We start from the raw sequence: 26,948 nt of genomic DNA, 5'->3' as shown, positions 1-26,948 counted from the left end.
AGAGAACATAATGTCAAATACCGAAAAGCGATTAAATAAGTTCATTAGTGAAACAGGTTTTTGCTCTCGCCGAGAAGCCGATAGACTTATCGAGCAAGGCAGAGTAACGATTAATGGTCACACCCCAGAGATGGGAACTAAGGTGACAGAGCAAGACCAAGTCCTTGTTGATGGTAAACCGTTACGCGCTAAATCTAAGCCTATTTATATTGCCTTAAATAAGCCGGTTGGAATCACTTGTACTACCGAACGAGATATTGAGGGCAATATCGTTGACTATATAGGGCACAAAGAGCGTATTTTTCCTATCGGTCGTTTAGATAAGCCTTCTGACGGACTGATTTTCCTAACCAACGATGGCGATATTGTTAACAAGATTCTGCGAGCTGGAAACAATCATGAGAAAGAGTATGTGGTACGCGTAGATAAGCGTATTACCCCACAGTTCTTAAACAAGATGTCCAGTGGTGTGCCTATATTAGATACAATGACGCTGCCATGTAAGGTGACTAAAGAGAATGACTATTCGTTTAAGATTGTTTTGACTCAAGGCCTCAATCGCCAAATTCGCCGCATGTGTGAAGCTCTAGATTATCGTGTATTCAAGCTACGACGTACCAGAATAATGAATATCACTCTTGATGGCATTGCCAATGGCAAATGGCGTTATCTGACTGATGCTGAAGTTAACACCATACTCGAACTTAGTACCGAGTCGGTTGGCACCGAAGAGGCATCAAATAAAGATGTTAAAGGGCAGAGAATTCGCAAGGCGACCAAGGCTAAGGTTTTCGACAGTCGAGAAGAGAATAAGCATTCACGCGCCCAGCGAAATCGCGATGAGCAAAAAAACGCCTATCAAGGTGCGAAGGCGAGTCACCACCGCTCAGACCAGGCGTCGAATAAAGCGCCGCGTCCAGCACGTAACAATATCGTGCCTAAGAATACCGCGCCAAAGGGAACCTTAACCCTAAAGAAATAACCTAAGCCTAATTTCCCCTGTCTGACCGTTATCGGCCACGGCTGGGGAAATACTTAATCGTCGGTTAACTCAACAAACTTCCCCTGCGCCTGCACTAATAGTGCACTAGGTGCAAGTTCAATCTCAAGGCCACGCTTACCACCGCTCACGCACATAGAACTAAGCTGCTGGGCACTGGCATCAATAAAGATTGGCAACCGTTTTTTTTGAGCAAGGGGGCTTATACCGCCGACCAAATATCCAGTAACCTTCTGGGCCAGCATAGGGTCTGCCATCAGCGCTTTTTTAAGCCCATTGGCTTTAGCTGCTCGCTTGAGGCTTAGCTTTTTCATTACTGGAATTACGGCCACCCCTAGCCCTTCACTTTTCCCTTCTAATGAAAATAGTAGTGTTTTAAACACCTGTTGCGGCGGTTTTCCGGTCGCCTCAACCGCCTCAACCCCAAAACTGTTGTGGCTGGGATCGTGCTTATACTGGTGAAGCTCAAACGGAACTTTGTTACTCTTCAATAGACGTACAGCAGGTGTCATTAGCGCCTCTTTATAGATAACTTATCTCACCCTTGGGCTGATATTGGTTTACATCAACTGGGCTATGAGACTTAAGATACTCCTTTAGAACTTCAGCATCAACAAATCCAGTATCGACAAATCCGGGGTGTTGATTGACCTTTGGATATCCGTCACCACCAGCGGCATTAAAACTTGGCACAGTAAATCGATAGCTTTGATCAATATTCAATGGTTTACCTTGAATTCTAACCTCACTAACCCCGCTGTCTGTTACCTTCATTGCTATCCCCGCAAACTGCGCAAAAGCACCTGAGTCGGTTGGTTTTGCTGCCACCACGTTCAAGTATTGCAATACCTCATTGCCCTTCATATCTACATAGGTTACCGAGTTGCCAAAAGGCTGTACTTTCAACACATCTTTATAGGTAATCTCTCCCGCGGCAATAGAATCACGTACTCCACCCGAGTTCATCACTGCAAAATCTGCTTTAGCTCTTTGCATATGTGCCATCGCAATCAAGCGTCCAAGGTTTGTTTGCCCAAAGCGAACCACATTGCGATCTCCCTCAAGCCTGCCATTTGAGCGTGCGATTTTAACGTTTAATTTTTCCGAACCTTGCTGTTGATAAGGGGTAAGTAAATCAACCATTTCCGAGTCTGGCGCTATCGCTTGACCTACAATCACCCGCTGGCTTTCACCATCCTTGCTTATTTTCTTAGTTAGGTTAATCGGGATCAATTCATAGTGTTTAAGCTCTAGTTCACCATTGCGATAGGTATAATCAGCTCGCCCCACATATTTCCCCCATTCGTAGGCTTGCATAATCCAGGTTCCGTTTTGCTGATCCGGTTTACATTCATCACCCGGCTTAAATTGTTTCTTAACTAGATTAGGGCCTTCCATACATAGCGGCTCTTGGGAGTGCCCGCCGATAATCATATCTAGCTCCCCTTGCGGCAGATAACGAGCTAAAGCAACATCACCCGGTGCATTGCCGCCTGATTTGCCATCTTGGTAATGGCCCATATGGGTGACAGCTATGGTGATATCCGGCTGCTGGGTACTGGCTAATGTTTCTAATACCTTTTTCGCCTCAGGCTTAGGGTCTCTAAACTCAAGATCCTTTATATACTCTGGATTGCCAATCTTGGCCGTATCTTCAGTAGTTAACCCTATAACGGCGATCTTTAGCCCTTTACGCTTGAAAATCTCATAGGGTTGAAACTTGCGACTATTGGTATTTGCATCATAAATATTGGCAGATAGCATTGGGAAATCAGCCCATTGCTGCTGCTTTTGCAATACATACAGCGGGTTATCAAACTCATGATTACCTAAAGCCATAGCATCATAGCCAAGTAAACTCATGCCTTTAAAATCAGGCTCAGCATCGAGCAGATCAGACTCAGGAACGCCGGTATTAATATCCCCCCCGGAAAGCATCAATACCACTCCCCCTTGCGCTTCAACCTCAGTTCGGATCTGATCAATTAAGGTTTTTCTAGCCGCCAGTCCGTATTCACCATATTTATTGGGCCAAAAATGACCGTGGTGGTCGTTGGTATGTAGAATAGTAATGTTTTCAGTTACTAGCTCTGGCGGTGATGTTGCGCACCCAGCAATCATGATTGCAGAGGATAACGCGATTAAAATGGGCTTAAATGTGAGTCTTTTCATCGTTGTGTACACCACTTGTCATAGGCGAAATGATTCATAACTACCTTTGGGTATAACAACAAAAAAAAGGGCTTGCCAATGGCAAGCCCTTTTTTTAAAAGTAACGTCACAAAACTATTCTAACCAATATCAATAGTTTTGAATCCTTTGATCAGATCATCTAACGCCTTCATTTGCGCCAAGAATGGCTCTAGCTTATCTAAAGGCAGTGCCGATGGGCCATCACAAAGTGCCTTATCAGGGTTTGGATGCGCTTCAATAAATAGACCTGCAATACCGGTTGCAAGACCTGCTTTTGCCAGCTCAACCGTCTGCTCACGACGACCGCCCGATGCAGCACCAGAAGGATCGCGCATCTGCAAGGAGTGGGTTACGTCAAAGATAATTGGGCTACCATTGGAGGCTTTCTTCATCACCCCAAAACCAAGCATATCTACAACTAGGTTGTCATAACCTAGGCAAGAGCCTCGCTCACACAAGATGATTTTATCGTTACCGCATTCTGCGAATTTATCTACGATATTACCCACTTGATTTGGGCTCATAAATTGAGGTTTCTTGACATTAATGACCGCGCCAGTCTTCGCCATTGTCTCAACAAGGTCCGTTTGGCGGGCAAGGAAAGCAGGAAGCTGAATCACATCCACTACCTCAGATACTGGCTGCGCCTGCTCTTCAGTATGTACATCGGTGATGATCTTCACACCAAAGGTAGCTTTTAGCTCTTCGAAGATCTTCATACCTTGTTCAAGGCCTGGACCACGATACGAATGAATAGAACTGCGGTTTGCTTTATCGAAAGAGGCTTTAAATACATAAGGGATACCTAATTTCTCAGTAACCTTTACATAGTGCTCACACACCTGCATAGCAAGGTCACGAGACTCAAGCACATTCATGCCAGCAAATAGTGTAAATGGCTTATCGTTAGCAACCTCAATATCACCAACTCTTACTATTTTAGATTCCATCTTCTTCTCTCTAATGCAGGGCTACTAATGAAGAACCGTAGGGACTTCTTGTAGCGCTCTTAATTGTAATTTTAATAAATCGGCTGTTGGGTCTTGTGGGCATTTTTCAAGAAAATACTCAAAGTCCTGACGAGCAACCTGTAGGCACTGTAAGTGCTGGTATATAAATCCTCTATCACGGATCTCATACGGATCATCAGGCACTAGCGACAGCGCAAGATCTGTACATGCTAAGGCTTGAGTATAACGCTCTTCACGCATAAAGGCGTTTTTAAGCACGCCTAGCCAACGACCGATTAACACGGAGTTATCCGCTATATTCAAGTGCTCAGGCTTTAGTTGCGCCCATTGCCCGTCTTGTCCCTTCAACCAAGCGTGTAGCACTGATTTCGCCACATACTCGCCATTGAATGGATTGATATAGGAGATTTGTTGTGCATCCCAACTGATCGAAATAACAAACTGAGTCGGGAAGCTAATCCCCTGTATGCGAAAGCCCAGTTTACGACCAAAGAACAGAAGTAAGGCACCGAGACTAACAGGGATGCCCTTGCGACGTTCGATAACCTTATCAATAAATGCATTTTCTGAAGAGAAATAGCTCTCGTAATCGCCTTTAAAGCCCCACTCTTGATAAAAAAGGCGCAAAAAAGCATCAAAGCGTGCTCTTTCATCGACCTCTTTCGAGAGCGCTAACTCAGCTTCACTAAGTAGTTTCTCAAGCTGCATTTCAACCCAAGTAAGATTAAATTCAGAATCAATCTGTGAATTTAGCAGAAGAGCACCCTCTACCAATTCCAATTTATCAAGATCCTCAGACCACAGATCTGACATATATTACCCCGCTAACATCGGTGCTTTGGTTATCGCAATTTTTGCTGCCATAACCAGCCAGCCAAGAGCCCCTAAAAAAGCAAAGCCTCTTAATAATGGGTTTTTCCCCATACGCAAAGCAAATACACCAAGCGCAATATAAGCAAGCAAACATGTAAATTTGTGGGTTAACCATTCTGCACCAGGGGTAAATGGTACCCAACCGGTGACCAGCAACAATAGTCCGCCAGATAGGATAAGTAATCCATTAACGGCATGCGGTGCAATCTTCATAAACTTGAGTTGAGCAAGGGAAGATTCCCTAACCATCAAGATATATTGAGTGATAAATAGACCTGCACTTAAGGCAATGGTCATTAAATGGATATTTTTCAATATGAGGTACATCTTATAATCCTTTATATTGTCCGAGTGTCACGCGGTCGATGCCTGCGTAGTCTTGCTCTGTCGTAACCTGCTGAAAACCGAGACCAAGCAGTATGTCACGAGTAGCTTGCCCTTGATCATAACCGTGCTCCATCAGCAGCCAAGCACCTTCATTGAGATATGTTCGCCCATGCTCAGCAATATAACGCAGATCAGCTAACCCATTTTCTTTGGCGATAAGTGCGGAGTCCGGTTCAAAGCGCACATCGCCTTGCGCAAGGTGCGGATCTTGCTCATCAATATAAGGCGGGTTAGAGACGATAATGTCAAACTTGTCACCATCTGCGATTGGATCAAACCAGCTACCTTGTAAGAAGCTGGCATTGGTTATATTCAACGCCTGCGCGTTTTCAGTAGCTAGCGCCTGAGCTTGAGGCTGCAAATCAACCCCCAGCATCTGAAAATCTTTACGCTCACTTGCCAATGCCAAAGCGATTGCACCTGTTCCCGTACCAAGATCAAGCCCTGTTCCTGGCTGATCTCCCATTTTTTCCAATGCCAATTCAACCAAGCGTTCGGTATCGGGACGAGGGATCAAGGTGTGCGGTGACACCTTGAGTGGAAGAGACCAAAACTCGCGAGTTCCTACGATATAGGCAACCGGCTCACCTTTTTCTCTGCGCGAGATAGCCAGCTCATAGGCTTCACTTTGTGCCTCAGTGAGCAATTTATCAGACCAGGTAAACAAATAGGTGCGAGACTGCTCGATTGCATGACAAAGCAGCACTTGAGCATCGATACCAGCCGAGCTAATACCCGCGGCTTTAAAGCGCTCAAATGCTCGCAATTGAGCTTGCTCTATATTTGGTAAACTGTTCATTAGCCGTTATCAGCAAGGGCTGCAAGCTGGTCTGCTTGGTGTTCTTGGATAACAGGGTCAATCAGAGCGTTCATATCCCCTTCTAAAACCTCGTTAAGACGGTATAAAGTCAGGTTAATACGGTGATCAGAAACTCGCCCTTGAGGATAGTTATAGGTACGAATACGGTCACTACGGTCACCAGAACCAAGTAAGTTACGACGGGTATCAGATACCGCAGCCGCACGTCTTGCTTCTTCCGCTTGAATAATACGAGCCGCTAGTACAGACATCGCTTTCGCTTTGTTTTTATGCTGTGAACGTTCATCTTGACACTCAACAACCGTACCGGTTGGTAAGTGAGTAATACGAATAGCAGAATCGGTGGTGTTAACGTGCTGACCACCCGCGCCAGATGCACGGAAGGTGTCAATTTTGAGATCGCTGGCTTTAATCTCTGGTAAGTCTGCCTCAGGGATCTCAGGCATAATTGCAACCGTACACGCCGATGTATGCACACGACCTTGTGATTCAGTTTCCGGCACACGTTGCACACGATGGCCTCCAGATTCAAACTTCATGACGCCATACACACTGTCGCCTGAGACCTTAGCGATGACCTCTTTATAGCCACCTTGCTCAGAGACATTGCTGCTCATCATCTCGACACGCCAACCCTTTTTCTCAGCAAACTTCGAATACATACGGAATAGGTTGCCAGCAAAAATACCGGCTTCATCACCCCCAGCTCCCGCACGAATTTCTAAGAAGCAGTTGCGTTCATCATTAGGGTCTTTAGGCAGTAGCAAGATCTGCAGGTCATCCGTTAGCTTATCGATAGCAGCCTTGGCATCTTTGATCTCTTCTTGTGCCATTTCCTTCATTTCAGGATCATCTTCATTGGCCATTTCTAAAGCAGCCTCTAGATCTTCTTGAGCTTGCTGATAGGCTTGGAAGCACTGAGTTACTTCTTCAAGTTGAGAGTATTCTTTAGACAAAGCCCTAAATTTGTTTTGGTCACCGATAATTTCAGGGTCTCCAAGCAAATACTGAACTTCTTCATAACGCTCAACTAGCGTTTCCAATTTAACTAATATCGATGCTTTCATAATCTTCTTATTAACTTATAAATCTTTAAGGCCTAGGCCTTTACGTAATGTCGCTAACTCATTCATTTGATCTTGCTGTGCGGCTTGTTTTAAAGCCTGAGTTGGCGCATGTATTAACTTGTTGGTGAGCTTATTACTTAACTCAATTAATAGCGCTTGCGGATCACCACCGGCAGCAAGTGCTTGTAGGCTTTTTTGTAGTAACTCTTCTCGTGTGTGCTCAGCACTGCGACGATAATCTTGAATACTTTCGACTGCATGCCGAGAACGAAGCCAGGATTGAAACTCACTACTTTCGCTTGAGATTATCTTTTCTGCCCTTACAGCTTCAGCCCGGCGCTGCTCAATATTTTGGTCGATGATGGATTGTAAATCATCAACTGAATAAAGATAAGCATCTCTTAACTCTGATACCTCAGCCTCTATATCTCGCGGTACGGCAATATCAACAAACAAAATAGGACGATGTCGTCGATTCTTGAGTGCGCTCTCTACCATTCCCTTACCGATAATAGGCAGTTGGCTAGCAGTGGAACTGATCACTATGTCTACATCCACTAGGGCTTCAGGGATTTCACTTAGATTAATCACACTTGCATCAAATTGAGACGCTAACCCCATCGCACGCTCTCGGGTGCGGTTCGCAACTGTGATTTGAGTGCATCCATTATCGGATAAATGCTTGGCTACCAATTCGATAGTTTCACCCGCACCCACAAGTAGCACCTTAGATTTACGCAAAGATTCAAAGATATGTTTTGCCAGCGTACAGGCTGCGTAAGCCACGGAAACGGCATTGCCACCGATTTCAGTTTCAGTACGTACCCGCTTGGCTACAGAAAAGACCTTTTGAAACAGCTTATCGAACTCACCTTGTACGCTACCTTGGTCTTTGGCATCTGAATAAGCCTGCTTAACCTGTCCCAAGATCTGTGGTTCACCTAAAACCAATGAGTCCAGCCCACAAGAGACGCGCATTAAATGCTGAACTGCCTCTTCACCCTCATAGCTATACAGGCTTGGCTTCAGGTCGTTTCCTTCAACTTGGTGAAAATCGATTAACCAGTCAATGATATTGGTACTACTTGTAATCTCACTGTCTATATAAAGCTCAGTACGATTACAGGTAGATAAGATCACACTGCCATTAACCTCTGACATATCTTGCAGCTGCTGCATAGCATCCGTCATTTTGTCGGGAGAAAAGGCAACTTTCTCTCGCAAATCGACAGATGCAGTGTTGTGATTGATTCCGATGGTCAATAGCGACATGGTTTATAGAATTACAGCCTGAAACAAAAGCGCAATTTTACTTGAACCACTACAGCAATAAAAGGGCGATTACGTTATCATTAAAACAAACCTTGAATCCCAGTCTCATTTGTAGCAAAGAATCGCCCTTATGAATATTGCTGTGCACCGTTTTATCCCTGTTAGCATCACCAAAATTTTGGTTTTGCTACTTGCACTATTTATGTTCGGATGTGAAACCACATCACAACTCCCAGTCCATAGTGTTGAATATCAAGCCCATCAACAACAACTTGCCCAATTAGATAACTATCTAATATCGGGAAAACTGGGATATATCGACCCAACGCAGCGACAAAGCCTAAGTTTCATCTGGAAGCACTCTCCCACAGAAAGTCAGTTACAACTCACCACCTTTCTTGGAAAAACGGTTTTAACACTCGATATTACGCCACAAGGTGCAACTTTGGTGGATATGAATGGTAAACGCTATTTTGATAAAGATGCGGATTTACTGTTTTATCAGCTTACCGGTATGCGACTGCCAATTGTGTATATGCAAGACTGGCTAAAAGGCCAACCCACAGCGGCAGACAAAATGCAGGTTTCCGATACTGGCACCCTCGATTCACTTTCTCAAACCCGCGGCGGACAAACTTGGCAGCTGCTTTATAAGGCTTACACAGAGCAATCTGATTATGTTTTGCCGCACAAGATGTCACTCCAGCAAGGGCATATAAAACTCAACATTCAGATCAATAAGTGGAGTGTCGGCAATGCGCAATGAAACCCTCTATTTGCCTTCTCCGGCTAAATTAAACCTATTCCTTTATATTACTGGTAGACAAGCCAACGGTTATCACGAGTTACAAACCCTATTTCAATTCCTTGATTATGGCGACGAAATGTCATTTAGTGCCAATCATTCAGGGTTGATTACTGTCTTGCCTGAGCTCAAGGGAGTTGCCACTCAAGATAATCTGATTTGGAAAGCTGCCCGAGCATTGCAACAAGCTGCAAGCTGTAAACTCGGTGCCAATATTAATATCAATAAAATCCTACCCATGGGTGGCGGTATTGGTGGCGGTTCTTCCAACGCGGCAACCACACTAATTGCACTAAATCATCTGTGGGATCTAAAACTTCCCCTAAAAAAATTAGCTGATATAGGCTTGCAGTTGGGAGCAGATGTACCAGTATTTGTTCAAGGATTCGCAGCTTTTGCTGAAGGTGTAGGTGAAAAACTAACCCCTGTTGAACCAAAACAGAGGTGGTATTTGGTTATTCGCCCAGATGTCAGCATTGCAACTGTCGATATTTTTACTCATCCGAAATTAATCCGAAATACCCCCAAACGAGACTGGGAAAGGCTTCAAAAAACGGATTACGAAAACGATTGCGAAAAAATAGTGCGTTTACTGTACCCAGAGGTTGATAAGCAACTTTCATGGCTGTTACAATACGCGCCGTCGAGATTAACGGGGACGGGTTCCTGTGTTTTCGCTGAGTTTGATTCTCAAGCTGAAGCCGAAGCCATATTGAGAAAACTCCCTGTAAATACCACGGCATTTGTTGCTAAAGGGCATAACCAATCACCTTTGCATCAAAAATTAGCGGAAATTACCGCTAATGCCAAATCTTTTTAACTGGACGCAACTTTGAGGTTTCCACCGTGCCTGATATGAAGCTATTTGCTGGTAACGCAACACCTGAACTAGCACAACGCATTGCCGACCGCCTATATATATCTTTAGGTGATGCTACTGTAAGCCGTTTTTCTGATGGCGAAGTCGCTGTACAGATCAATGAGAACGTGCGTGGTAGCGATGTTTTCATCATCCAATCTACATGTGCTCCTACCAATGACAACCTAATGGAATTGGTAGTAATGATTGATGCGATGCGCCGAGCTTCAGCTGGCCGTATTACTGCTGTAATCCCTTACTTTGGTTATGCTCGCCAAGACCGTCGCGTACGTTCTTCTCGTGTGCCAATCACAGCTAAAGTTGTGGCAGATTTCCTTTCAAACGTAGGTGTTGACCGCGTTCTAACTATCGACCTACACGCTGAACAAATCCAAGGTTTCTTCGATGTGCCGGTAGACAACATTTTTGGAACACCTGTTCTTCTTGATGACATGGCACAACGTGGTTTAGAAAACCCTGTAGTGGTATCTCCTGACCTAGGTGGCGTTGTTCGTGCTCGCGCTACAGCTAAAGCACTCGGTGATATTGATATTGCTATCGTAGACAAACGCCGTCCACGCGCTAACGTTTCTGAGGTTATGAACCTTATCGGTGATGTTGAAGGCCGTGACTGCGTTATCGTTGACGACATGATTGATACCGGTGGTACTCTGTGTAAAGCAGCTGAAGCTCTAAAAGAGCGCGGCGCTAAACGCGTATTTGCCTACGCAACTCACGCGGTATTCTCTGGTAATGCCACAGAAAACATCAAGAACTCGGTACTTGATAAAATTATCGTTACTGATTCTATCTCGCTTAGCGAAGAAATCGAAGCGACCGGCAAAGTATGCACACTTAGCCTGTCTCGCATGCTAGCAGAAGCAATTCGTCGCATCAGCAACGAAGAATCTATCTCAGCAATGTTCAGCTAATCACTCTGATTCAAGTTCATTGTTTAGAAGCACCTCCTTGTGGGGTGCTTTTTGTTTTGTCGCGCTAGATAAATTTTATGCTATCATACGGCGCTTTTTTAATTTCTGAAGAGATCCTACCTTGACTCAACAAATAAAATTGCTGGTCGGTTTGGCCAACCCCGGTCCAGAATATGCAAGAACACGCCACAATGCTGGGGCGTGGGTAGTTGAAGAGTTAGCCAGAATACATAATGTTACCCTGAAGAATGAATCCAAGTTTTTCGGTTACACTGGACGTATTCAGCTCGATGGTAAGGATCTGCGATTACTGATACCAACGACCTTCATGAATCTATCCGGCAAAGCGGTTTCCGCTCTCGCCAAGTTCTATCAAATTAAGCCGGAAGAGATAATGCTGGCACATGATGAACTTGACCTACCGCCTGGAGTAGCTAAATTCAAGAAAGGCGGCGGTCATGGTGGACACAATGGCCTACGTGACACTATTAGTAAACTGGGTAACAATAAAGATTTCTATCGTCTTCGGATTGGCATCGGCCATCCGGGGCACAAAGATAAAGTTTCTGGTTATGTGTTGGGCAAAGCCCCAGCAAAAGAACAAGAATGTCTCGATGCAGTCGTCGATGAATCTGTTCGCAGCCTAGACATCTTAATTAAGGATGGCCTAGCAAAGGCACAAAACCGCTTACACACATTCAAAGCAGAATAAGGTTTCTATCATGGGTTTCAAATGTGGCATTGTTGGTTTACCAAACGTTGGTAAATCCACCCTATTTAACGCACTGACTAAAGCAGGTATCGAAGCAGCAAACTTCCCTTTCTGCACTATTGAACCGAACACAGGCATCGTTCCTGTGCCAGATCTTCGCCTAGATGCTCTAGCTGAAATCGTTAATCCTGAGAGAATTTTACCTACTACTATGGAGTTTGTAGATATTGCAGGCCTAGTTGCCGGTGCTTCTCGTGGTGAAGGTTTAGGTAATAAATTTCTAGCGAACATCCGTGAAACTGATGCTATCGGTCACGTTGTTCGTTGTTTTGAAAATGACAATATTGTTCACGTTGCGGGCAAGGTTTCTCCAATTGAAGATATCGAGGTGATTAACCTTGAGCTAGCAATGGCTGACCTTGATAGCTGTGAGAGAGCGATCCACCGTAATGCTAAAAAAGCCAAAGGCGGCGACCAAGACGCTAAATTTGAACTAGCTGTCTTAGAAAAAATGCTACCAGTACTAACTGAAGGTGGCATGGCACGCACCATTGAAATGAGCAAAGAAGAGCTAAATGCAATTGGCTACTTGAACTTCTTGACTCTAAAACCAACCATGTACATTGCAAATGTAAACGAAGATGGTTTTGAAAATAACCCATTCTTAGATGCGGTACGTGAATTCGCAGAAAAAGAAAACAACGTAGTTGTACCGGTTTGCGCGGCTATCGAATCAGAGCTTGCTGAGCTTGATGATGAAGATCGTGAAGAATTCCTAGCTGATATGGGCATTGAGGAACCAGGCCTTAATCGCGTAATTCGTTCAGGCTATGACCTGCTAACCCTGCAAACCTACTTCACAGCCGGTGTTAAAGAAGTACGTGCTTGGACTATCCCTATTGGAGCGACTGCACCACAGTCTGCAGGTAAGATTCATACCGATTTCGAGAAAGGCTTCATTCGCGCAGAAGTTGTTGGTTACGATGCATTCATCGAGTATAAGGGTGAAAGCGGCGCTAAAGATGCCGGTAAATGGCGTCTAGAAGGCAAAGATTACATCGTAAAAGATGGCGATGTTATACATTTCCGCTTTAACGTATAAGAAATACTATTAATGCGGGCTTTATAACGCTACTTATACGTCGATGGTGCGCAGGTACACATGTACGCTTCGCACATACTCCCTTAAGTAAAGCTATAGCTACTCGCCTTAAATATTTTTTAGACTCGTATGGAAAAGATCGCTTCGGCGGTCTTTTTTTGTGCTTTTTTACTAGCGAACTCGCCGATTGGCATAACCCATTATGTTCTAGGCATAGTCGTGAGTAATACAATTTCTGTTGCTTGTTTGTGTTTAATTCTCAATGCTTTTTTGAATAAAAATAGGGCGCTTTGTTTAAAAATAGTTCGAACACACTGTAACAGACAAAATCTTTTAAAAAGTTGTTGACGGTTTCTTATGATATACGCATAATGCGCTCCGTTCTCGACACTGCATTGCAGGGTTCGAAACAGGTAATAATGGCTACTTAGCTCAGCTGGTTAGAGCACATCACTCATAATGATGGGGTCGCAGGTTCAAATCCCGCAGTAGCCACCATATACAATGTCATGTTGATTATACCAATCATCAGCAAGACTACAGAATAAGTTGCGGAAGTGGCGGAATTGGTAGACGCACCAGATTTAGGTTCTGGCGCCGCAAGGTGTGAGAGTTCAAGTCTCTCCTTCCGCACCATTATTTAGAAATGAGTTCATAGAACCTTTTCTGTTGGGCTATCGCCAAGCGGTAAGGCACTGGCTTTTGATGCCAGCATTCCCTGGTTCGAATCCAGGTAGCCCAGCCATATTTTATTTCATGTTTTTTATAAAAAAGCATTGGAAATAAAGCGAGATTAGTTTATTCTCACTCGCTCAAAATTAAAGTGGCTACTTAGCTCAGCTGGTTAGAGCACATCACTCATAATGATGGGGTCGCAGGTTCAAATCCCGCAGTAGCCACCATATACAACGTCTTATTGGTTCACCAATCACCGGTAATGACTACAAAATTGATGCGGAAGTGGCGGAATTGGTAGACGCACCAGATTTAGGTTCTGGCGCCGCAAGGTGTGAGAGTTCAAGTCTCTCCTTCCGCACCATTATTTAAGATATGTTCATTAGAACTGTCTCTGTTGGGCTATCGCCAAGCGGTAAGGCACTGGCTTTTGATGCCAGCATTCCCTGGTTCGAATCCAGGTAGCCCAGCCACTATTTAAGTGGTCGCTCTTATAAAAGAGCTCACAACGTCTAGTTGATTCACCAATCATCGACTAAGACTACAAAATTGATGCGGAAGTGGCGGAATTGGTAGACGCACCAGATTTAGGTTCTGGCGCCGCAAGGTGTGAGAGTTCAAGTCTCTCCTTCCGCACCATTATTTAAGATATGTTCATTAGAACTGTCTCTGTTGGGCTATCGCCAAGCGGTAAGGCACTGGCTTTTGATGCCAGCATTCCCTGGTTCGAATCCAGGTAGCCCAGCCACTATTTAAGTGGTCGCTCTTATAAAAGAGCTCACAACGTCTAGTTGATTCACCAATCATCGACTAAGACTACAAAATTGATGCGGAAGTGGCGGAATTGGTAGACGCACCAGATTTAGGTTCTGGCGCCGCAAGGTGTGAGAGTTCAAGTCTCTCCTTCCGCACCATTATTTAAGATATGTTCATTAGAACTGTCTCTGTTGGGCTATCGCCAAGCGGTAAGGCACTGGCTTTTGATGCCAGCATTCCCTGGTTCGAATCCAGGTAGCCCAGCCACTATTTAAGTGGTCGCTCTTATAAAAGAGCTCACAACGTCTAGTTGATTCACCAATCATCGACTAAGACTACAAAATTGATGCGGAAGTGGCGGAATTGGTAGACGCACCAGATTTAGGTTCTGGCGCCGCAAGGTGTGAGAGTTCAAGTCTCTCCTTCCGCACCATTATTTAAGATATGTTCATTAGAACTGTCTCTGTTGGGCTATCGCCAAGCGGTAAGGCACTGGCTTTTGATGCCAGCATTCCCTGGTTCGAATCCAGGTAGCCCAGCCACTATTTAAGTGGTCGCTCTTATAAAAGAGCTCACAACGTCTAGTTGATTCACCAATCATCGACTAAGACTACAAAATTGATGCGGAAGTGGCGGAATTGGTAGACGCACCAGATTTAGGTTCTGGCGCCGCAAGGTGTGAGAGTTCAAGTCTCTCCTTCCGCACCATTATTTAAAAAGTGGCTACTTAGCTCAGCTGGTTAGAGCACATCACTCATAATGATGGGGTCGCAGGTTCAAATCCCGCAGTAGCCACCATATACAACGTCTTATTGGTTCACCAATCACCGATAATGACTACAAAATTGATGCGGAAGTGGCGGAATTGGTAGACGCACCAGATTTAGGTTCTGGCGCCGCAAGGTGTGAGAGTTCAAGTCTCTCCTTCCGCACCATCATTTAGAAAACCACCCTCGCGGTGGTTTTTTATTATCTAAAGAAAATTGCGGTTTCTTGTCCTACCTTCATTCTATATTTGATGCATCCATCATGATCTTTGAGCTAACCTTGCCTTAAAACTATTAGATAATACCCTTTCTCTCTGATAATAAGATAATCATATGAACGGTATAACTCTACTTGTTGGTTGTTACACATCAACCAACTCTCTTAGCCAAGGCGTACAAAGTGTCAATTTCAACACCATTAGCGGAGCTTTCAGTTCACCGACGCTAGAGATGGCAATCAATAACCCTTCTTTTGTTATCAGCGATAAATTGGGCTACTACGCTATATCAGAGGTCATAGAGGATCAGGCTCCATTTATTGCCTACAGTGGTTCAGCGACGACTGAGCAAGCTGGGATTAAAGGCGACCATCCATGCCATATTGCAAAATCTAATAAACTTGGTTTAATCGTGACGTCTCAATATACCTCTGGTGGAATCGATATCTTTAGACTCGCTCAAGATGGCGATATCAGCCATAAGCTCACTACCCTGCAGTTTAGTGGAAGCAGCACTCACCCCCGTCAAGAGTCACCCCATGCCCATCAAAGTGTATTTCTTAATACTTGCAACCAGCTTGCAACGGTTGATCTGGGCTGTGACCTTATTCGTTTCTTTAGTATTTCACCTAAGGCTGATGAGGTTACGTTTAAGCCGGTTGGACAACTTATTTTGCCAGCAGGTTCAGGCCCTAGGCATATCGTCTTCAATCAAAGTGAGTCGATGATATATGTATTGTGTGAGTTAACCGAACAGATAGTGGTTGGCAAACGAATCGATGGCGAGTGGATTCAAGTGCAGCAGATAGACCTGCTACCAAATACTCAAAGCGGTGAGGCAGGCGCGGCAATTAAACTCTCAACAGATGGACGCTATATCTATACCTCATCTCGGGCTCAATCTAAGATAAGCTTATTTGAGGTAGAATCAGGAACCGGACATATTAGGTTTATCGAGTCCTACCCAACGCATGGGGAGTTTCCGCGTGATTTTACTTTGGTCGATAACGGTAACTGGGTAGTTGCGGCAAATCAGCACACCAATAATCTTACTAGTTTCAAACGTGACCCCGAGACTGGCAAGCTAACATTCAGTGGCCATCAGGTACAGATAGGTGAACCTGTGTGTGTTTGTGAGGTATAACAAGTATGAAAAAGGCCCACCGAGGTGAGCCTTTTCATTAAATTTACCGACAATTATCTCACAGTCCCAATGCGTATTTTAGCGCTTGTTGTTTTATAGCACCGGCATTATTAGCCAGTTTAAGACCAATATTACGCGCCATTTTTAGCGGCAATATATCGTTACCAAATCCGAGATAGAAGGCATCCATGGCCCCTTGCATAATCAAGTTATCCGCTACCCTCTGTTTCTGATACTCCGCCAGTTGTGTCTGAGATATCGTATTGGTATCTAAAACCTTAAGCAGACCCGCTACATCCTTAAAGCCTAGATTAACGCCTTGTCCAGCAAGAGGGTTTATCGTGTGCGCAGCATCACCGACTAATACCACATTTGACTTGTAATAGGTTTGTGCATGACGACGCTTTAAGGGAAATGAGGCTGATTTTAGAACCTTTACCTGCCCTACTCGCTTTGGAAATGAGCGTATGATTTTAGCCTGCAATTGAGCTTCATCTAATTGGGAGAGTGCTTGGATTGCTTGTGGAGAGTCATACCATACCAGACACGCTTGACCATTGCCGAGGGGTAAAAAAGAGCGTGGGCCATGTGGTGTAAACCACTGCCATGTGGTGTCCTGTTCACTACTATCGGTTTCAACATTGATTAACATACAATGCTGTCTGTAATCCCATGCGGTTACCCCAATCTGACTCAATTGACGCACCTTTGAGTTTGCACCATCCGCACCAACTAGTAGATGACATTCCAGTGAGATACCTGAATCTAAATTTATCTGAGCTTTATTTTCACTCTGAATCAGGGATTGGATTCGGTCTGGACAAAACAGCCTAATATTAGAGTGCTGTTGTAACTGCTTCCATAGTCCTAGTTGAAGTATTCGGTTTTCAACCATATACCCCATATTATCCAGTTTAAGGTCTTTGGCATCAAAGCGGGTATTGAACCCTTCTAACTCCCAAGTTTCTAGTACCGAATATGGGTGTATGCGCATTGATTCAATATCAGTCCATACTTGCAGCGACGTTAGTAGCTCAACGGAAGCTCGGGATATCGCTGAGATGCGTATATCCATCTCTTGATCTGCACTGAAAGCCTTAGGTTCAACTCCTTCAACTACAGCCACCGTCTTGCCTTGTTTTGCAAGCCCAAGAGCTGTCGCCGCTCCAATCATGCCACCGCCAATCACGGCTATATCAAATCGATCTACTGTCATTTTTCGACTTTTAAACCCTTTACATCATCATATAACTGATTGTACTTAAAATGGTTTATCAATGCCTGCTTTAACACGCATTTATCCCGCCTAGTTGCCCCCTAGTCATAGCTTTAATTTGAGAGTACAATACGCGGCTTGCCATGCTAGGCATTGGTGAAATACTGAGCAATCAGCTCATTCGATTGTGATATGAATAAAACACGAGTGTAGACGTAATGACTAAAAAACTTCTGATCAAAACCTGGGGTTGCCAGATGAACGAATACGATTCATCAAAGATGGCAGACCTGCTTAATGCCGCCAATGGATATGAGCTGACAGAAGAGCCAAAAGAGGCTGATGTACTGCTACTGAATACCTGCTCTATTCGTGAGAAAGCACAAGAGAAAGTATTCCACCAGCTTGGTCGTTGGAAGACCCTAAAAGACAAAAAACCAGGCTTGGTTATTGGTGTAGGCGGTTGCGTAGCAACCCAAGAAGGTGACCATATTCGCCAACGTGCACCTTATGTGGACGTTATCTTTGGTCCACAAACCCTGCACCGTTTGCCAGAGATGATCAAAAGATCACAAAGCAACGATGCGCCGGTAATGGATATCTCATTCCCTGAAATTGAGAAATTCGATAACCTTCCAGAACCACGAGCTGAAGGCGCAACTGCTTTTGTTTCTATCATGGAAGGCTGTTCTAAATACTGCACCTACTGTGTTGTCCCTTATACCCGCGGTGAAGAAGTAAGTCGCCCGATGGATGACGTGTTGTATGAGATAGCTCAACTTGCAGAGCAAGGTGTACGTGAGGTTAACCTTCTAGGCCAAAACGTAAACGCATACCGTGGCCTCACCTACGATGGTGATATCTGCTCGTTTGCAGAGCTACTGCGTTTAGTTGCCTCTATCGATGGCATTGACCGTATTCGCTTTACCACCAGCCACCCACTTGAGTTTACCGACGATATCATTGCTGTCTATGAAGACACCCCTGAATTGGTTAGTTTCCTACATTTGCCTGTGCAAAGTGGTTCGGACCGAGTTCTAACTATGATGAAGCGCCCTCATACTGCAATCGAATATAAATCAATTATTCGTAAACTGCGTAAAGCGCGCCCTGATATTAATATCAGCTCTGATTTCATTGTCGGCTTCCCTGGTGAATCAGACCAAGACTTCCAAGATACAATGAAACTGATTCGTGATGTTGATTTTGACATGAGCTTTAGTTTTGTATTCTCACCTCGCCCAGGAACGCCAGCGGCTGATTATCCTTGTGATACGCCAGAGCAAACTAAGAAAGAACGTCTGTATGAGTTACAGCAGCAAGTAAACTCACAAGCGATGCGCTTCTCACGTCAAATGCTAGAAACAACCCAACGAATTCTAGTTGAAGGCCCATCGAAGAAAGACCTTATGGAGCTTCGTGGCCGTACTGAGAATAACCGTGTAGTTAACTTTATCGGTAGCGCAGACTTAATTGGTCAATTTGTCGATGTAAAAATCACTGACGTATTCTCTAACTCACTGCGCGGCGAATTGATTCGTACCGAAGCTGAGATGGGATTGCGTATTAGTACTTCACCATCTGAGATGATGGCGAAAACACGCAAAGAAGATGAACTCGGTGTAGTCACCTTTACACCTTAAATTGCAACATAATTCAGACTATAATTAGGGTCTGTTGAGATTTCGCATGAATCGTATCATCGAAATATCAGCAGGCCCTAAATTCCCTTTAAGGGACTGTTTATGTTAGGTTTAAGCCTAAGAGCTTGTTTACTAATAACGATGCGAGGCACCATTGAGCACTAAAATAATCACGCTAGAGATAGATCTAGAGCCGGCAGATAATCACCGCCTTTCCAGTCTGTGCGGGCCATTCGACGACAATATCAAACACTTAGAGCGTCGCCTTGGGGTAGAAATCAACTACCGTGGTAACTTTTTCTCCATTGTTGGGCAACCACATACCGCTTCTGCAGCACTCGATATTTTAAAACGCATTTACGTTCAAACAGCGCCTATTCGTGGCAATATTCCCGATATAGAGCCCGACCAAATTCATCTCGAAATAAAAGAGAGTGGCGTTTTAGAACAAGCAGCAGAGACTGAATTTTCCCATGGTAAAGAGGTCTTTATTAAGACCAAAAAAGGGGTCATCAAACCCCGCACCCCAAACCAAGCCGATTATTTGGTTAACATGGTTACCCATGATATTACCTATGGCATAGGGCCTGCAGGTACAGGTAAAACCTATTTGGCCGTTGCCGCTGCCGTTGACGCACTTGAGCGACAAGAGATTCGCCGTATTCTGTTAACTCGCCCAGCAGTAGAAGCGGGTGAAAAACTCGGGTTCTTACCTGGGGATCTAAGTCAAAAAGTCGATCCGTACCTAAGACCCCTTTATGATGCACTATTTGAAATGCTTGGCTTTGAGCGCGTAGAAAAGCTCATAGAGCGTAACGTAATAGAGGTTGCCCCTCTTGCTTACATGCGCGGTCGAACACTTAATGATGCCTTTATTATTCTCGATGAAAGCCAGAACACCACTATTGAACAGATGAAGATGTTCCTGACTCGTATCGGCTTCAATTCCCGAGCAGTCATTACAGGTGATGTCACCCAGATTGACCTGCCTCGTGGGGCTAAATCTGGTTTGCGTCATGCTATAGAGGTGCTATCAGAGGTAGATGACATCAGCTTTAACTTCTTTATCTCTGATGATGTTGTTCGCCACCCAGTGGTCGCACGCGTGGTCAACGCCTATGAAAAGTGGGAGCTTGAAGACCAGAAAGAGAAAAAAGCACTTGAGAAGCGCCTTCGCAAAGAACGTGAAGAACGCGAAGAGAAACTAGTCGCTCAAGCTGCGATTCAAACTCAACTTCAATCTCAATTAGTGAGCAAATAAATGGCTATCTATCTTGACTTACAACTAGCAACCGAAACTGGCGAACAACTTCCGAGCGAACAAGATTTTCAGGGCTGGTTAGAGAAAACTATTCCTCTTTTTCAACCTGATGCGGAACTCACTATCCGTATTGTTGACCAACAAGAAAGTCATCAACTTAACCTCGACTATCGAGGAAAAGACAAGCCGACCAATGTATTATCATTTCCATTTGAAGCCCCACCGGGAATGGAAATAAATTTACTTGGAGACCTTGTCATTTGTAAGCAAGTGGTTGAAGATGAAGCAAAAGAGCAACAAAAACCATTGATTGCCCATTGGGCACATATGGTCGTTCATGGCTCGCTCCATCTTTTAGGCTACGATCATATTGAAGATGATGAGGCTGAAGAAATGGAAAGCCTTGAAACTGAAATAATGCAAGGTATGGGCTTTGAAGACCCATATATTGCAGAAAAAGAGTAACCTTCGTTACTCCCGTGAGCTACCACACATTTGGTAGCGCTAACTGTTGAGAAGCAATGAACAGCGAAGACAATTCATCCTCGAAAGAGAATTCAAAAGAAAAATCTGAAGGTCCGAGTAGAAAGTCCTTCTTCGAACGCTTGATACATATCTTTCAGGTAGACCCTAAAGACCGTCAAGATTTGGTAGAAGTGATCAGAGATTCTGAAGAAAATGATCTAATCGACCATGACACACGAGATATGCTCGAAGGTGTTATGGAAATAGCAGAACAACGCGTTCGCGATATTATGATCCCACGCTCCCATATGGTAACGGTGGAAAGTAATTACGATCTAGATTCTCTTATAAACCTAATCAATGATGCGCAGCACTCCCGCTATCCTGTGATTAGCGAAGACAAAGACCACGTAGAAGGCATTCTACTGGCTAAGGATCTCATTCGTTATCTAGGCTCAAGTAGCCCAGAGTTTAAAATTAGCGAAGTTATCCGTCCTGCGGTTGTTGTTCCGGAAAGCAAGCGAGTAGATCGCTTACTTAAAGAATTCCGTGAAGAGCGTTATCACATGGCGATCGTAGTGGATGAATTCGGAGGTGTCTCAGGGCTTATCACTATCGAAGATATCCTCGAAGAGATCGTTGGTGAGATTGAAGATGAGTTTGATGATGAAGAAGAGCTAGAGATCCGTCAGCTCAGCAAGCATACCTTTGCCGTTAAAGCCTTAGCGACGATTGAAGAGTTCAATGATACCTTTGGTAGCAACTTTAGCGATGATGAGGTAGATACGGTTGGCGGCTTAGTTATGACTAACCTTGGTCACCTCCCTAGTCGAGGAGAAATAATCAGCATCAAGGGTTATAGCTTCAAGGTAGCCTCAGCAGATAATCGCCGTATCGTACAACTACAAGTTACGGTTCCAGAGTCCGTATCCGTCACAGATGTGAGTGAATAATAGAAACTATAAGATGAATTCATTGATGACTCATCGCCTAACGCGGCCGCTTGCGGCCGCTTTTGTTGGCGCAAGCACCACCCTTTCCTTCGCCCCATTTTCAATGTGGCCGTTTGCGATTATTAGCCCACTGCTGTTAATTATATTGCTACAGAATCAATCCACAAAAAGATCAGCCTTTATTGGGTATTGCTGGGGATTAGGACTGTTTGCAACTGGCATCAGTTGGGTACATGTCAGCATAGATACCTTTGGCGGAATGCCTAAAATAGCAAGCCTCATTTTGATGACGTTGTTGGTCGGCTACCTATCCCTTTATTCCTTGTTATTTGCCGCTTTAAGCAGCAAACTGAAGGCACACCAAAATCTACTAGTCGCGTCTATTCTAGTGCCAGCACTATGGCTTATCTGTGACTGGTTAAGAGGTTGGGCATTAAGCGGGTTCCCATGGTTACTACTAGGTTATAGCCAAATAGACGGCCCTCTTGCTCATTTAGCTCCCATTGGTGGTGTTGACCTTATTACAGCCTTTATTATTGGCATCGCGAGTAGTAGTGCTTACCTTATCCGTCATAAAAAATGGCATTTTTCGATACTGCCGCTCGCACTATTTGCCATTGGTTGGCTAACGCACCTAGCCACTTGGGTAACCCCAGATAAAAGTCGAGCTCAAACCTTCGCTCTAGTGCAAGGTAACGTACAGCAAGAGCTAAAGTGGTTACCAAACCATCGTTGGCCAACCCTACTTAAATATATGGACCATACTCGGGACAACTGGGATGCGGATATTATTATCTGGCCAGAGGCCGCTATCCCCGCATTTGAGAGCGAGGTGCCGAAGTTCATGCAGACGGTTGATCTCCAAGCGCGTGATAACGACTCGGCGGTTATTACCGGTGTTCTTACTCAAAAAGATGGCCATTTTTTCAATAGTGTAACCACGTTAGGTGTCAATCCGCATGGCGCATACAATTATGCAACGCAGCACCGCTATCAAAAACATCACTTACTGCCTTTTGGTGAGTTTGTACCGCTAGAAAAGTGGTTGCGACCTCTTGCACCTTTCTTTAATTTACCTATGTCATCGTTCGACCGTGGTGCCTATATTCAGGATAATATTGTGGCTAATGGTGCGCATATGGTTGTAGCGCTATGCTACGAAATCATATTTAACCAGCAGCTACGTGATAATGTAACCGACAATACCGATTACATTTTGACCTTATCAAATGACGCATGGTTTGGTCACTCTATAGGTCCATTACAACATATGGAAATCGCACGTATGCGTGCGCTAGAGTTTGGGATGCCCGTTATTCGCTCAACCAATAATGGCGTAACAGCTATCACTGATTATCAAGGAAAAGTCATCGCCCAGCTGCCACAGTTTGTTGAAGATGTGCTGAAAACAGAGGTGATACCGACCAATGGTAAAACTCCGTTTGTTATACTCGGAAATGCTCCGTTGAAGTGGTTTGTCGCCCTTATAATCGCCGTATTTTGTGCCTATCGAATACGAGTAAGATTAAAAAAAGCCTCTGCATAACGCACGGTTAATTCGTGCCTGAGTATGATTAATCATCATACTCAGGCGTTAAACATCAGCCGATAGCCGATAGCCCATAGCCCATAGCCCATAGCCCATAGTATGAAGCACCACTGGGCAAAGTAAGCTTAAGGCTTTAATGACTGGCGTGTAAATTCATCGTGACCACAAGCCGAGCAAGGCACGATTTCAGTTGCGTGATTATAAAGCGTCTTATGCCCACACTTTTCACACACCAAGCTACCGAGCCCTATAATCTCACCAGCCTTATAAACGCCTTGGTGCTCAAGGTCTTGAAAAAACTCAACCCATTCCACTTTTGAGCGATCGGTAATATCCAGTAAAGATTGCCAGATCGTATTTGAGATCATGGTATAAAATGGGCCTGATTTGCTCTTTTCAAATGAGCTAGCAAACTCCTGCAGATCTGATTTTACATACGCTGAAACCAGAGCAATTTCATCCTTAGTCATGTCATTAGCGGCTTGGACCACTTCTTCTGAGGTGGCGATAACATTATTTATCTCTTCTGGACTCTGTTTTAAAGTATCCACCACATTGGACAGTAGCTCTTCGTATCCTGATTGACGTTTTGGCATATTCCCTCCTACCTATGAATAAAGTCGGTTTATAGTTGTTGCTTTTCACTCCTTTAGGTATTCTATGCTGATCTAAAGTGAACTGATTTAATCATTCTCACAGTTTCCAAGAAAATGGATAGCGTCGATGCAAGAACAATACAACCCGCAAGATATTGAACAAAAAGTTCAACAGCATTGGGACAACAATAAAACCTTTGTTGTAAGTGAAGACCCAAATAAAGAAAAATTCTACTGTTTATCTATGTTTCCGTACCCTAGTGGCCGACTGCATATGGGGCACGTACGCAACTACACCATTGGTGACGTTATTTCTCGCTTCCAGCGTTTGCAAGGCAAGAACGTAATGCAACCGATTGGTTGGGATGCGTTTGGCCTACCAGCTGAAAATGCTGCAGTTAAGAATAAGACTGCACCAGCGCCTTGGACCTATGAAAATATCGAGTATATGAAGAACCAGCTTAAGCTGCTGGGCTTTGGCTATGATTGGAACCGTGAATTTGCAACCTGTACACCAGAATATTATCGCTGGGAACAAGAGTTCTTCACTAAGCTTTATGAGAAAGGCCTAGTTTACAAGAAGACCTCATCGGTAAACTGGTGTCCAAACGACATGACTGTACTTGCCAATGAGCAGGTAGAAGACGGTTGCTGCTGGCGCTGTGATACTCCAGTAGAACAAAAAGAGATCCCACAGTGGTTTATTAAGATCACTGAATACGCTCAAGAGCTTCTAGACGACCTTGATAATCTAGATGGTTGGCCAGAAATGGTTAAAACCATGCAACGTAACTGGATCGGTCGCTCAGAAGGCGTCGAGCTTAAGTTCGAAGTTAATGGTCAGTCAGATCTTGAGGTATACACCACTCGCCCTGATACCCTAATGGGTGTGACTTATGTAGGTATTGCAGCAGGTCACCCTCTGGCAACGATTGCGGCGCAAAATAATCCAGAGCTTGCAGCCTTCATCGAAGAGTGCAAGAACACTAAAGTAGCAGAAGCAGAATTAGCGACAATGGAGAAAAAAGGTATGGCTACCGGCCTTACTGCTATTCATCCATTAAACGGTCGTGAAGTACCAGTCTATGTCGCTAACTTTGTACTAATGGATTACGGCACTGGTGCGGTAATGGCTGTACCTGCGCACGACCAACGTGACTATGAGTTCGCAACTAAATACGGCATTGATATCATTCCTGTGATCAAGCCTGAAGACGGCTCACAGCTAGACGTATCTGAAGCGGCTTACACTGAGAAAGGTGTGCTATTTGATTCAGGTGAATTCGACGGTCTTGCATTCCAGCAAGCGTTTGATGCCATTGCAGCTAAGCTCGAATCTGAAGGCAAAGGCAAGAAGACAGTAAACTTCCGTCTACGCGACTGGGGTGTATCTCGTCAACGTTACTGGGGCGCACCAATCCCAATGGTGACCACTGAAGACGGTGAAGTTCACCCAGTTCCAGCTGACCAACTGCCAGTGATTCTTCCTGAAGATGTGGTAATGGATGGCGTAACGAGCCCTATCAAGGCAGATAAGTCTTGGGCTGAAACCACCTTTAATGGCGAACCTGCTCTGCGTGAAACCGATACCTTTGACACCTTTATGGAGTCTTCTTGGTACTATGCACGCTACTGCTCACCGCAAGCAGACGATATCCTAGATCCAGAAAAAGCAAACTATTGGCTACCTGTAGACCAATATGTTGGCGGTATCGAACACGCATGTATGCACCTATTATACTCACGTTTCTTCCACAAATTACTACGTGATGCGGGTTATGTAACGTCTGACGAACCGTTCAAGCAATTACTTTGTCAAGGTATGGTATTGGCTGACGCCTTCTACCACACTAATGAAAAAGGCACCAAAGAGTGGATCACCCCAACTGAGGTTAAGATTGAACGTGATGGTAAAGGCGCAATAATCTCTGCCACAGATTCACAGCAACGCACGGTTGAGCACTCAGGCATGATTAAGATGTCTAAGTCGAAGAACAACGGTATTGACCCGCAAGAGATGGTAGACAAATACGGTGCCGACACCGTTCGTCTATTCATGATGTTCGCATCACCTGCGGATATGACTCTAGAGTGGCAAGAATCTGGCGTTGAAGGTGCAAACCGCTTCCTAAAACGTGTATGGAAACTGGTACAAGATCATTCTGCAAAAGGGGCTTGTGTTGCTGTTGACGCTGCGACCCTTTCTGGAAATCAAAAAGCGCTGCGTCGTGACGTGCACAAAACTATTGCTAAAGTATCGGATGATATCGCTCGTCGTCAAACCTTTAACACTGCCATTGCAGCGATAATGGAACTGATGAACAAGCTCGCTAAAGCACCGCAGGAAACTGAACAAGACCGCGCTATTTTAGATGAAGCTGTGAAAGCGGTTGTAGTTATGCTGTACCCTATTACTCCACACATCTGTTTTGAGATGTGGAGCGCTATGGGCTTAGAAGATATTGATCACGCTCAGTGGCCAAGCTTCGATGAAAAAGCATTGGTAGAAGACGAGAAACTCATCGTAGTTCAAGTTAATGGTAAGCTTCGTGCAAAACTGACTGTTGCTGCGGATGTGAGCAAAGAGCAGGTTGAAGAACTTGGCCTTAGCAATGAACATGTTGTGAAATTTACCGAAGGTAAGACTATCCGTAAGGTTATCTATGTACCTGGTAAGCTGCTGAATATTGTAGCAAACTAATCTAAGCTAAT

Annotated in this window: 23 protein-coding genes and 15 tRNA genes; 28 read left to right on the top strand and 10 right to left on the bottom strand. The window is 44.5% G+C overall.

Annotated features, from left to right (window positions below; translation table 11 throughout):
* Nucleotides 1-7: 7 nt before the first annotated feature.
* Complete coding sequence (gene rluF / locus OCU28_RS03015; RefSeq protein WP_390623806.1) at nucleotides 8-982, top strand: 23S rRNA pseudouridine(2604) synthase RluF; 975 nt, start codon at nucleotides 8-10, stop codon at nucleotides 980-982.
* A 53-nt stretch (nucleotides 983-1,035) separates the two neighbouring features.
* On the opposite strand, the gene ybaK is transcribed toward rluF, so the two are convergent.
* The 8 genes from ybaK to hemA form a co-directional block, all read right to left on the bottom strand.
* Nucleotides 1,036-1,512: a Cys-tRNA(Pro) deacylase gene (gene ybaK, locus OCU28_RS03010; RefSeq protein WP_261816873.1), complete on the bottom strand. Its 477-nt coding sequence runs from the start codon at nucleotides 1,510-1,512 to the stop codon at nucleotides 1,036-1,038.
* Between the two features lie 10 nt (nucleotides 1,513-1,522).
* A complete protein-coding gene (ushA, locus tag OCU28_RS03005) occupies nucleotides 1,523-3,172 on the bottom strand; it encodes a bifunctional UDP-sugar hydrolase/5'-nucleotidase UshA (protein ID WP_261816872.1) in 1,650 nt (549 codons plus the stop codon).
* Nucleotides 3,173-3,291: 119 nt separating this feature from the next.
* Nucleotides 3,292-4,143 (bottom strand): 3-deoxy-8-phosphooctulonate synthase, encoded by an 852-nt coding sequence (gene kdsA, locus OCU28_RS03000; protein WP_261816871.1) that lies wholly within the window; start codon nucleotides 4,141-4,143, stop codon nucleotides 3,292-3,294.
* A 24-nt stretch (nucleotides 4,144-4,167) separates the two neighbouring features.
* Nucleotides 4,168-4,977: a SirB1 family protein gene (locus tag OCU28_RS02995; RefSeq protein ID WP_261816870.1), complete on the bottom strand. Its 810-nt coding sequence runs from the start codon at nucleotides 4,975-4,977 to the stop codon at nucleotides 4,168-4,170.
* 3 nt (nucleotides 4,978-4,980) lie between these two features.
* Nucleotides 4,981-5,364: a SirB2 family protein gene (locus tag OCU28_RS02990; RefSeq protein WP_261816869.1), complete on the bottom strand. Its 384-nt coding sequence runs from the start codon at nucleotides 5,362-5,364 to the stop codon at nucleotides 4,981-4,983.
* A 1-nt stretch (nucleotide 5,365) separates the two neighbouring features.
* Nucleotides 5,366-6,223 (bottom strand): peptide chain release factor N(5)-glutamine methyltransferase, encoded by an 858-nt coding sequence (gene prmC, locus OCU28_RS02985; protein ID WP_261816868.1) that lies wholly within the window; start codon nucleotides 6,221-6,223, stop codon nucleotides 5,366-5,368.
* Nucleotides 6,223-7,311, bottom strand: a complete 1,089-nt coding sequence (gene prfA / locus OCU28_RS02980) for a peptide chain release factor 1 (RefSeq protein ID WP_261816867.1) — start codon at nucleotides 7,309-7,311, stop codon at nucleotides 6,223-6,225. Before prfA ends, prmC begins: the two co-directional genes overlap by 1 nt.
* A gap of 15 nt (nucleotides 7,312-7,326) precedes the next feature.
* Nucleotides 7,327-8,583, bottom strand: a complete 1,257-nt coding sequence (gene hemA / locus OCU28_RS02975; RefSeq protein ID WP_261816866.1) for a glutamyl-tRNA reductase — start codon at nucleotides 8,581-8,583, stop codon at nucleotides 7,327-7,329.
* A gap of 130 nt (nucleotides 8,584-8,713) precedes the next feature.
* Between hemA and lolB the strand changes: the two genes are divergently transcribed.
* From lolB to OCU28_RS02870, 21 genes are all read left to right on the top strand, one after another.
* Nucleotides 8,714-9,349: a lipoprotein insertase outer membrane protein LolB gene (gene lolB, locus OCU28_RS02970; RefSeq protein ID WP_261816865.1), complete on the top strand. Its 636-nt coding sequence runs from the start codon at nucleotides 8,714-8,716 to the stop codon at nucleotides 9,347-9,349.
* Complete coding sequence (ispE, locus tag OCU28_RS02965) at nucleotides 9,339-10,208, top strand: 4-(cytidine 5'-diphospho)-2-C-methyl-D-erythritol kinase (RefSeq protein WP_261816864.1); 870 nt, start codon at nucleotides 9,339-9,341, stop codon at nucleotides 10,206-10,208. The genes lolB and ispE overlap by 11 nt, the downstream gene beginning before the upstream one ends.
* Nucleotides 10,209-10,234: 26 nt before the next feature.
* Nucleotides 10,235-11,179, top strand: coding sequence for a ribose-phosphate pyrophosphokinase (locus tag OCU28_RS02960; protein WP_261816863.1), 945 nt, complete (start codon nucleotides 10,235-10,237; stop codon nucleotides 11,177-11,179).
* Nucleotides 11,180-11,300: 121 nt separating this feature from the next.
* Entirely contained in the window at nucleotides 11,301-11,891 is a 591-nt protein-coding gene (gene pth, locus OCU28_RS02955; RefSeq protein WP_261816862.1) for an aminoacyl-tRNA hydrolase, read from the top strand.
* 10 nt (nucleotides 11,892-11,901) lie between these two features.
* Nucleotides 11,902-12,993, top strand: coding sequence for a redox-regulated ATPase YchF (gene ychF, locus OCU28_RS02950; RefSeq protein ID WP_261816861.1), 1,092 nt, complete (start codon nucleotides 11,902-11,904; stop codon nucleotides 12,991-12,993).
* Nucleotides 12,994-13,414: 421 nt separating this feature from the next.
* Nucleotides 13,415-13,491 (top strand) — tRNA-Met (locus tag OCU28_RS02945).
* A gap of 53 nt (nucleotides 13,492-13,544) precedes the next feature.
* A tRNA-Leu gene (locus OCU28_RS02940) sits at nucleotides 13,545-13,629 on the top strand.
* Between the two features lie 34 nt (nucleotides 13,630-13,663).
* Nucleotides 13,664-13,738: transfer RNA gene (locus OCU28_RS02935), tRNA-Gln, on the top strand.
* Nucleotides 13,739-13,818: 80 nt separating this feature from the next.
* A tRNA-Met gene (locus OCU28_RS02930) sits at nucleotides 13,819-13,895 on the top strand.
* 52 nt (nucleotides 13,896-13,947) lie between these two features.
* Nucleotides 13,948-14,032: transfer RNA gene (locus OCU28_RS02925), tRNA-Leu, on the top strand.
* 34 nt (nucleotides 14,033-14,066) lie between these two features.
* Nucleotides 14,067-14,141 (top strand) — tRNA-Gln (locus tag OCU28_RS02920).
* An 81-nt stretch (nucleotides 14,142-14,222) separates the two neighbouring features.
* Nucleotides 14,223-14,307: transfer RNA gene (locus OCU28_RS02915), tRNA-Leu, on the top strand.
* A 34-nt stretch (nucleotides 14,308-14,341) separates the two neighbouring features.
* A tRNA-Gln gene (locus OCU28_RS02910) sits at nucleotides 14,342-14,416 on the top strand.
* A gap of 81 nt (nucleotides 14,417-14,497) precedes the next feature.
* Nucleotides 14,498-14,582, top strand: a tRNA-Leu gene (locus OCU28_RS02905).
* A gap of 34 nt (nucleotides 14,583-14,616) precedes the next feature.
* Nucleotides 14,617-14,691 (top strand) — tRNA-Gln (locus tag OCU28_RS02900).
* A gap of 81 nt (nucleotides 14,692-14,772) precedes the next feature.
* Nucleotides 14,773-14,857, top strand: a tRNA-Leu gene (locus OCU28_RS02895).
* A 34-nt stretch (nucleotides 14,858-14,891) separates the two neighbouring features.
* Nucleotides 14,892-14,966: transfer RNA gene (locus OCU28_RS02890), tRNA-Gln, on the top strand.
* An 81-nt stretch (nucleotides 14,967-15,047) separates the two neighbouring features.
* Nucleotides 15,048-15,132: transfer RNA gene (locus OCU28_RS02885), tRNA-Leu, on the top strand.
* A 13-nt stretch (nucleotides 15,133-15,145) separates the two neighbouring features.
* Nucleotides 15,146-15,222, top strand: a tRNA-Met gene (locus tag OCU28_RS02880).
* 52 nt (nucleotides 15,223-15,274) lie between these two features.
* Nucleotides 15,275-15,359 (top strand) — tRNA-Leu (locus tag OCU28_RS02875).
* Nucleotides 15,360-15,524: 165 nt separating this feature from the next.
* Nucleotides 15,525-16,553, top strand: coding sequence for a lactonase family protein (locus tag OCU28_RS02870; RefSeq protein WP_261816860.1), 1,029 nt, complete (start codon nucleotides 15,525-15,527; stop codon nucleotides 16,551-16,553).
* A gap of 58 nt (nucleotides 16,554-16,611) precedes the next feature.
* On the opposite strand, the gene OCU28_RS02865 is transcribed toward OCU28_RS02870, so the two are convergent.
* On the bottom strand, nucleotides 16,612-17,769 hold the full coding sequence (locus tag OCU28_RS02865; protein WP_261816859.1) for an FAD-dependent oxidoreductase: 1,158 nt from the start codon (nucleotides 17,767-17,769) through the stop codon (nucleotides 16,612-16,614).
* Nucleotides 17,770-17,987: 218 nt separating this feature from the next.
* Between OCU28_RS02865 and miaB the strand changes: the two genes are divergently transcribed.
* The 5 genes from miaB (at nucleotide 17,988) to lnt (ending at nucleotide 23,637) form a co-directional block, all read left to right on the top strand.
* On the top strand, nucleotides 17,988-19,412 hold the full coding sequence (gene miaB / locus OCU28_RS02860) for a tRNA (N6-isopentenyl adenosine(37)-C2)-methylthiotransferase MiaB (protein ID WP_261816858.1): 1,425 nt from the start codon (nucleotides 17,988-17,990) through the stop codon (nucleotides 19,410-19,412).
* Between the two features lie 154 nt (nucleotides 19,413-19,566).
* The gene (locus OCU28_RS02855; RefSeq protein WP_261816857.1) at nucleotides 19,567-20,673 is read left to right on the top strand and encodes a PhoH family protein; all 1,107 of its coding nucleotides are present in this window, start codon (nucleotides 19,567-19,569) and stop codon (nucleotides 20,671-20,673) included.
* Nucleotides 20,674-21,138, top strand: coding sequence for an rRNA maturation RNase YbeY (gene ybeY, locus OCU28_RS02850; RefSeq protein ID WP_261816856.1), 465 nt, complete (start codon nucleotides 20,674-20,676; stop codon nucleotides 21,136-21,138).
* Between the two features lie 56 nt (nucleotides 21,139-21,194).
* Nucleotides 21,195-22,091, top strand: a complete 897-nt coding sequence (gene corC, locus OCU28_RS02845; protein WP_261816855.1) for a CNNM family magnesium/cobalt transport protein CorC — start codon at nucleotides 21,195-21,197, stop codon at nucleotides 22,089-22,091.
* A gap of 13 nt (nucleotides 22,092-22,104) precedes the next feature.
* A complete protein-coding gene (gene lnt, locus OCU28_RS02840; protein ID WP_261816854.1) occupies nucleotides 22,105-23,637 on the top strand; it encodes an apolipoprotein N-acyltransferase in 1,533 nt (510 codons plus the stop codon).
* Nucleotides 23,638-23,765: 128 nt separating this feature from the next.
* Here lnt and OCU28_RS02835 read toward each other — a convergent pair whose 3' ends face one another.
* Nucleotides 23,766-24,236, bottom strand: a complete 471-nt coding sequence (locus tag OCU28_RS02835) for a zinc ribbon-containing protein (protein WP_261816853.1) — start codon at nucleotides 24,234-24,236, stop codon at nucleotides 23,766-23,768.
* A 127-nt stretch (nucleotides 24,237-24,363) separates the two neighbouring features.
* Here OCU28_RS02835 and leuS point away from each other — a divergent pair, with 127 nt between their 5' ends.
* Nucleotides 24,364-26,937 carry a leucine--tRNA ligase gene (gene leuS, locus OCU28_RS02830; protein ID WP_261816852.1) on the top strand — a complete coding sequence of 858 codons (2,574 nt, stop codon included), beginning with the start codon at nucleotides 24,364-24,366 and terminating at the stop codon, nucleotides 26,935-26,937.
* The last annotated feature ends 11 nt before the right edge of the window (nucleotides 26,938-26,948 follow it).

This window comes from Vibrio gallicus (genome assembly GCF_024346875.1).
Classification (GTDB): domain Bacteria; phylum Pseudomonadota; class Gammaproteobacteria; order Enterobacterales; family Vibrionaceae; genus Vibrio; species Vibrio gallicus.
The sequence above is the reverse complement of the archived record's forward strand: the minus strand, read 5'-3'. Positions and strand labels throughout refer to the sequence as shown.